Source organism: Kitasatospora sp. NPDC088779 (genome assembly GCF_040685395.1).
Lineage (GTDB): Bacteria > Actinomycetota > Actinomycetes > Streptomycetales > Streptomycetaceae > Kitasatospora.
This window is the reverse complement of the sequence record NZ_JBFBHW010000030.1, coordinates 44589-50751: the sequence shown is the minus strand read 5'-3', so window position 1 is coordinate 50751 and position 6163 is coordinate 44589. Positions and strand designations below refer to the sequence as shown.

The following is a 6163-nucleotide window of genomic DNA, read 5'->3' as shown; positions in this document are numbered from 1 at the left end:
GGGCGGTGCCGGCGGTCGGGGCGGTGCCGGCGGTCGGGGCGGTGCCGGCGGTCGGGGCGGTGCCGGCGGTCGGGGCGGTGCCGGCGGTCGGGGCGGTGCCGGCGGTCGGGGCGGTCGTGCCGCCGGGCTGGGGGCCGTCCATGGCGGGCTCCTCGGAAACGGAATGTGTATCGTGCATATTATGTGCATCGAGCACACTACATGGCCGGGTCACGCCGTCACACCCCTTTGCCATACTGGACAAGGCCCGCGAAACCCGCAGGTCAGCGGTGCGGCGATGAGGGTGAAGGGCGAAGGACGACGGCATGGGCGAACGTACGGACCTGGTCGAGTTCGAGTACATGGTGCTCGGCCGCCACCACTACCTGAGCCAGTCCGCCGCCCGCCCGCGCGGCAGCACCCTGGAGCGCAGCGCGTACATCCTGCTCAGCCGCATCCGCATCCAGGGCCCGATGTCCATCGGCGAGCTGAGCGAGGCCTTCAACCTCGACGCCTCCACCCTCAACCGGCAGACCGCCGCCATGACCCGGGCCGGCCTGGTCGAGCGGATCGCCGACCCCGACGGCGGGATGGCCCGCAAGTTCCGCCTCACCGACGAGGGCGACCGCCGCCTCGACGAGGAGCGCGAGGCCCACGTGGAGGCCCTGGACCGGGTGATGGCCGGCTGGTCCGCCCAGGACGTCACCACCTTCGCCGCCTACCTGCGCCGCTTCAACACCGACATCGAGCACCTCGACGGGCGCCCCTGGCCGCGCCCCTGACCAGTCGGGTGTCGAACGACCCCCAGGAAACTGGGATACCGGCGATTGATCGCGCGCTGACAAGCTGACCGCGGCGGACGGACCGGGTGGCCCGGGGGCCCTCCGGACCGGCCGCCGCCCCTCGTCGTCTCCCCTCCTTGGAGAGCACTGTGCGTTCGCTAGTCCGGCGTATCGTCCTCGGCATCGCGCTCGCCCTGACCGGCCTGGTGCTGGTCCCGGGCGGCTCGGCCTCGGCCGACACCCCCTCGACGGTCCTGTTCAACCAGAAGTCCGAGCGCTGTCCCAACGGCGCGATATAGGGCGGACAGGGTCTGCACCCCTGCGCGCCGTCCGACAACCCGGGCCAGTGGGTGTTCAAGCCCGTCCCGGGCCTGCCGAGCGTCTACACCGTCAACAACGCCGCCGACCAGCGCTCCTGCCTGACCGTCGACAGCACCCCCTCCGGCGTCCAGTGCTACGCCAACGACACCTCGCAGATGTGGCGGGTCACGCCGTGGACCGCGGCCGACAGCACGCCGCGCTACGGCCTGCTCGGGATCCGGCTGCAGAACATCTCCACCTCCCAGTGCCTCGACAACACCGAGCACCGGATCGGCGGCGGCTGGCGGCTCTACATGTTCGACTGCAACCAGGGCGGTTACCAGGAGTGGGACATCGCCCGCAACACCTACGAGGCCCTGTTCGGCGGCGTCGCCACCCACAACGGCATGACCTGGGCCACCCTTGAGCAGCGCGCCGACAACGTCGTGCACGTCGGCAACGACAACAGCAGCAACGCGTACAGCGGCGACACCCCCGCCACCGCGCAGCTGCCCGTACTGTGCCTCAAGCAGGACGGCCGCCCCGCCCCCGCCGGCGTGCCCACCAGCGGCTACCACAGCTGGGCCGGCGGCGAGGTGAAGGCCACCATCCCCACCTCCGGCAGCCAGCTCACCAGCCGGGCCGCCGCCGACCAGCTCTGCGCCGGCTACTTCGGCACCGGCTTCCGGATGGCCGAGTTCCACGACGCCAACGGCTGGGGCCTGTGGGCCAACGGCACCCTGCCTGCCGGCACCCGCTTCTGGACCGCCATCAGCGACCAGCCGGCCAACCCCTGGAGCTGACCGCAGCTGAACGAGAAGGGGCGGGCGCCTGGCGCCCGCCCCTTCTCGCTGCCGAAGCGCCCAACGCGTCACCGACTGGGCCGATGTGGGCGCCGACCCCAACCCGGCGGTGCCGATCAGGTCGCGCGCTGTCCGTGGAGGAGGACGGGCAGCGCTCGGCCCGCCAACGCCTCGCTGACGCGGGCGGCTTGGGAGGGCGCCATGACGTCGGGGAGCCGGCGGGCGGGGACGAAGCGGGCGCCGAACAGGCCGCTCCGGTGCTGCGGCGGGACGGTGAGGCGAGTGTCGTCGCGCACGGTGCCGCCGTCGAAGACCAGGTTGAGGCGCTCCAGGTGGCGGTCGGCCGGGGTGAAGTCGACGGCCAGGACGTCGGCGAGGCGCAGGTTGAGGCCGGTCTCGGCGTGGAGGTGACGGGCGGCGGCGAGGTTGGGAGGCTCGTTGGGCTGGGCTGCGCCGCCCGGGAGGAGGAGGCCGTCCATGTAGTCCGGGTCGACGAGCAGCACGTCGCCGCGCGGGTTGCGCACGAGGACGAGGCAGCCGAGCCGGCACACCGGCGGCTTGGCGAGCAGACGGGGGTCGCGCATCGGGCGGTTCACTTCCTGAGGGCGGCGAGGAGTACGAGGGAGAAGCCCGCCCACCACAGCAGGCGGACCAGGAGTTCAGCCGTCACGCGTCAGGCGCTCGTAGCGCAGGCCCTTGCGCAACAGGTCCACGACCCGCAGGAGTTCGAACGGGCGGGCGCAGCCCAGGCTGATCAGGTAGCAGCCGGTCCTGCGGCCGTGCTCCCAATCCACCTCGATGGACGGCAACGTGACGCCACTCAGGGCGAGGACGGCCGTCAGGTCGTCCAGGACGTCGGCCGCCTGGCGCCGCTGGTCGGCGGTCACGCGGGAGAGCATCGAGGACACGCTCACTCCCCCGGCCGCTTGTGGACCTCGAAGACGCGCCAGGCACTCCAGGCCTCGGAGAAGGAGCCGAACCCGCCGAGCTCACCGTCCGGTTGACGCAGCCACTCCCGGGTGACCTCGTTGCGGACCCGGTAGAGGCGGGCCCCGGTGTCCCAGCGCACGCCGTAGCCATGGAGGCGGGGAACTTGGGTATCGGCCATGGAAATAACCTTCCGCAATCAGCGTTTCACGTTCCGTACACATGGTGGCCCGACATCACCTAGCATCGGAAGCGGTAGACGACTTGACCTCGGTAGCACTGAGAGTTGGAGCAGCCATGGTGAACATCAAGGAAATTGACCCGAAGTCATCCCCGTGGGCCGCCTTCGGGATCCAACTCCGCAGGTCACGCATGGCGATGGGCCTCAAGCAGGAACAGCTCGCGCGCAGGATCGGTGTCCACCCGTCCTACGTCTCGTTCGTCGAACTTGCGCAGCGCCCGCCGAGTGAGAAGTTTGCTACCAAGGCCGATGAGATCCTGCAGACGGGCGGGACCCTGCTGCTGATGTACTGGCAGCTCCGCCACACAGCTTTGGTGCCGGGCTTCCCCGAGTACGCGAACTACGAGGCCCGCGCAGAGAAGATCAAGCTCTTCGAAATCAACGTGATTCCAGGACTGCTACAGACCCGGGCATACGCAACCGCTTGGGAGCAGGGCAATCTCCGACGAGGAACCGTCACACCAGAACAGGCCCAGGAGCGAATCGAATTCCTGCTCGCCCGACAAAACATCCACGCCCGCACTTCGCCACCACTTCTGCACGCGGTGATGGACGAGAGCTGCCTCAGGCGGCCCATTGGCGGCCGCGACACCATGATCGAGCAGCTGCTCCACCTCGAACATCTCGCCAAGCAGCCCAACATCATCATCCAGGTGGCCCCGTACTCGCTAGGCGAGGACAGGCCGTTCACGCGCCTGGTGCACCTCCTTACCATGCCAGGACGCAAAATGCTCTCTTACGGCGAGATCGAGCAGCGAGGCTACATCGATCGAGATACTGAGACGATTGCTGCGCTGGCCGACGACTACGATCGGCTCGTAGTCGAAGCCATGAGCCAGGCCGACTCGGTGGCCATGATCCGCGCGGTACGGAGGGACTTTGAATGGATGTCGACCTGACTGACACCGGCTGGAGGAAGAGCTCATACAGCGGTAGCGGCGGCACGTGCGTGGAGGTCGCCAACGGCTTCACCGATGTGCAGCCCGTCCGCGATTCCAAGGACCCCGACGGCCCGGTCCTCCTCTTCCCCTCCGCCGCCTGGCAGGCGTTCGTCACCGCCGTCCGCACCGGCGAATTCGGCACCAGCTGACGTCGCCTGACGTTTGCAGGCCGACGGGGTTCGTCGGCCCCGAACTCGGCAGCGGGAACGGGTGCCGGGTCAGTCCCACCAGAACGACCACTGGTGGGAGGCGACGAGGCGTTCGGCGTAGGCGGCCAGAGTGCCGGCGCCCTGGAAGACGAGGTCGGGGCAGAGGGCGGTGTGCTCGGCGGCCAGCGGAAGGGCCTCGGCAAGCGTGACGGGCGGGACGGCGACGCTCAACTCCAGGGTGTCGAATCCGACATGGCCCGGCAGAAGTTCCTGGAACGCACACCCTCGCCCCTGGTCTTCGTCGCCCTCGACGAGAGTGCTCTTCGGTGGCGACTCGGTGGCCCCGCCGTCATGGCGGAACAGCTCCAGCGGCTCGAAGACCTGGCGGAAGGACTGCCGAACGTCCTGGTGCAGGTCGTCCCCTTCACCATGGGGGTCCACCGGTCGTTCCGCTCGGCCGTCACGCTGCTGACCGTCGGGGACAACGCCCAGTTCGGGTACACCGAGACACTGCACCGGGGTTTCCTCGAACGCGATCGGGCCACTGTCGTGACGTGGCGCAGGAGATACGATCGTCTTCAGGTAGACGCGCCGCCCAGGGCCGAGTCCCTGGCCGTGATCAGAGCATCCGGAAGGAACTGGCACCATGAGCTTCCGCCCCGATCTGTCCTCTGCCCACTGGGTCAAGTCCTCCCACAGCTCCGACGGGGGTCAGTGCGTCGAGGTCGCGCCCGGCTTCCCGAGCGTCATGCCCGTGCGTGACTCCAAGGACCCCCACGGCCCGGCCCTCGTCTTCCCCTCCGCCGCCTGGCAGGCCTTCGTCACCGCCGTCCGCACCGGTGAATTTGGCGCCAGCTGATGCTGCTCGATGGCGTCGCCAACCCGGGCCGGGGCGGCGGCGCCTGACGGTGTCGCTCTGGATGACGAGCCGTCGCTGAGCCACCTCTGCCCAGACGGTGGGCGAGCCTGGCGGGGCACGGCCTGCGGTGGCTCGACGCCCCCGACGGCCCCGAACTCGGCGGTGGGAGCGGGTGCCGGGGTCAGCGCATCAGGCGAGGGGGGCTCTCACAGTACCTGTATCACCAGGGTCTCCCAGACGTTCAAAACGCCTGTCACCATGGACACACACCGCAGCTTCAACCCCATCGGTTCAATTCAGCTGCCCCGAATGTGCGACCGTGTCGGCGAATTCTTCCACGACAGAACAGACGGAGACCAATGGCGGACAACCAATTCACCACTCACGCGGAACTTTTCGATCTGAGTGGGAAGTACGCCCTTGTCACCGGTGGCACCAGGGGAATCGGGCTGATGATAGCGCGCGGCCTTCTCCAGGCGGGCGCCCGCGTCGTCATCAGCTCGCGCAAGGCAGACGCGTGCGCGGAGGCACAGCATCTGCTGTCCGAATTCGGCGACGTTCGAGCAATCCCCGCCGACCTGTCCAGGCACGACGAGTGTCAGCGCCTCGCCGATCTTGTCCAGGTCGGCTCGGAACGTCTGGACATCCTTGTCAACAACGCGGGAGCGATGTGGCGCGAGCCGCTGGCGACGTTCCCGGACGAGGCCTGGGACGCGGTGATCGACCTCAACCTCAAGTCGCCGTTCTGGCTGGTGCAGGCTCTGCTCCCCGCACTTCGCAGGGCGGGCACCGCCGATGATCCCGCGCGGATCATCAACATCGGCAGTATCGCCGCCATCCACGTCGCCCAGTCGCCCAACTACTCGTACGCCAGCAGCAAAGCGGCACTCCATCAACTCACCAGGGTGCTTGCCAGGGAGCTGGGCCCGCAGCACGTCACGGTGAACGCGGTGGCACCGGGAGTGTTCCCGTCGCGGATGACGGCGTCCACGCTCGATGCCGTCGGCGACACGATCGCGGCCGCGGCCCCTCTGCGCCGGATCGGCCGCGACGACGACATGGCGGGTGTCGCCGTGTTTCTCGCCAGCCGGGCCGGGTCCTACCTCACGGGCACCGTCATCCCGGTGGACGGCGGCATCGCGACGACCGCATCGGGCACCCCTTAGACTGCGGGACCGGCTT

Annotated in this window: 11 protein-coding genes and 1 pseudogene; 8 read left to right on the top strand and 4 right to left on the bottom strand. The window is 69.0% G+C overall.

Annotation, left to right across the window (positions count from 1 at the left end; genetic code table 11):
• Positions 1-305: 305 nt before the first annotated feature.
• The 3 genes from AB0P03_RS25715 (at position 306) to AB0P03_RS25705 (ending at position 1864) form a co-directional block, all read left to right on the top strand.
• Positions 306-761 (top strand): MarR family transcriptional regulator, encoded by a 456-nt coding sequence (locus AB0P03_RS25715; RefSeq protein ID WP_363586814.1) that lies wholly within the window; start codon positions 306-308, stop codon positions 759-761.
• A 149-nt stretch (positions 762-910) separates the two neighbouring features.
• Positions 911-1060, top strand: coding sequence for a hypothetical protein (locus tag AB0P03_RS25710; RefSeq protein ID WP_363586813.1), 150 nt, complete (start codon positions 911-913; stop codon positions 1058-1060).
• 51 nt (positions 1061-1111) lie between these two features.
• Positions 1112-1864, top strand: a complete 753-nt coding sequence (locus AB0P03_RS25705) for an RICIN domain-containing protein (protein ID WP_363630962.1) — start codon at positions 1112-1114, stop codon at positions 1862-1864.
• 116 nt (positions 1865-1980) lie between these two features.
• Here AB0P03_RS25705 and AB0P03_RS25700 read toward each other — a convergent pair whose 3' ends face one another.
• The 3 genes from AB0P03_RS25700 to AB0P03_RS25690 all read right to left on the bottom strand — a co-directional run bounded on the left by AB0P03_RS25700 (position 1981) and on the right by AB0P03_RS25690 (position 2972).
• Entirely contained in the window at positions 1981-2448 is a 468-nt protein-coding gene (locus AB0P03_RS25700; protein WP_363630961.1) for an NUDIX domain-containing protein, read from the bottom strand.
• Positions 2449-2523: 75 nt separating this feature from the next.
• The gene (locus AB0P03_RS25695) at positions 2524-2763 is read right to left on the bottom strand and encodes a hypothetical protein (protein ID WP_363586809.1); all 240 of its coding nucleotides are present in this window, start codon (positions 2761-2763) and stop codon (positions 2524-2526) included.
• An 11-nt stretch (positions 2764-2774) separates the two neighbouring features.
• Complete coding sequence (locus AB0P03_RS25690) at positions 2775-2972, bottom strand: hypothetical protein (protein ID WP_363630959.1); 198 nt, start codon at positions 2970-2972, stop codon at positions 2775-2777.
• A 116-nt stretch (positions 2973-3088) separates the two neighbouring features.
• Between AB0P03_RS25690 and AB0P03_RS25685 the strand changes: the two genes are divergently transcribed.
• Together AB0P03_RS25685 and AB0P03_RS25680 are read left to right on the top strand one after the other, a co-directional pair.
• A complete protein-coding gene (locus AB0P03_RS25685) occupies positions 3089-3931 on the top strand; it encodes a helix-turn-helix transcriptional regulator (RefSeq protein ID WP_363630957.1) in 843 nt (280 codons plus the stop codon).
• Positions 3916-4122, top strand: a complete 207-nt coding sequence (locus AB0P03_RS25680; protein WP_363586806.1) for a DUF397 domain-containing protein — start codon at positions 3916-3918, stop codon at positions 4120-4122. Before AB0P03_RS25685 ends, AB0P03_RS25680 begins: the two co-directional genes overlap by 16 nt.
• Positions 4123-4191: 69 nt before the next feature.
• Here AB0P03_RS25680 and AB0P03_RS25675 read toward each other — a convergent pair whose 3' ends face one another.
• Positions 4192-4386, bottom strand: a complete 195-nt coding sequence (locus tag AB0P03_RS25675; RefSeq protein WP_363631020.1) for a DUF4253 domain-containing protein — start codon at positions 4384-4386, stop codon at positions 4192-4194.
• On the opposite strand from AB0P03_RS25675, the pseudogene AB0P03_RS25670 reads away from it, so the two are divergent.
• The 3 genes and pseudogenes from AB0P03_RS25670 to AB0P03_RS25660 form a co-directional block, all read left to right on the top strand.
• Positions 4375-4686, top strand: a pseudogene (locus AB0P03_RS25670) (Scr1 family TA system antitoxin-like transcriptional regulator); the annotation flags it as partial. The gene AB0P03_RS25675 and the pseudogene AB0P03_RS25670 sit on opposite strands and share 12 nt — an antisense overlap.
• Positions 4687-4768: 82 nt before the next feature.
• On the top strand, positions 4769-4981 hold the full coding sequence (locus AB0P03_RS25665; RefSeq protein WP_363630956.1) for a DUF397 domain-containing protein: 213 nt from the start codon (positions 4769-4771) through the stop codon (positions 4979-4981).
• Positions 4982-5340: 359 nt separating this feature from the next.
• Entirely contained in the window at positions 5341-6147 is an 807-nt protein-coding gene (locus AB0P03_RS25660) for an SDR family oxidoreductase (RefSeq protein WP_363586804.1), read from the top strand.
• The last annotated feature ends 16 nt before the right edge of the window (positions 6148-6163 follow it).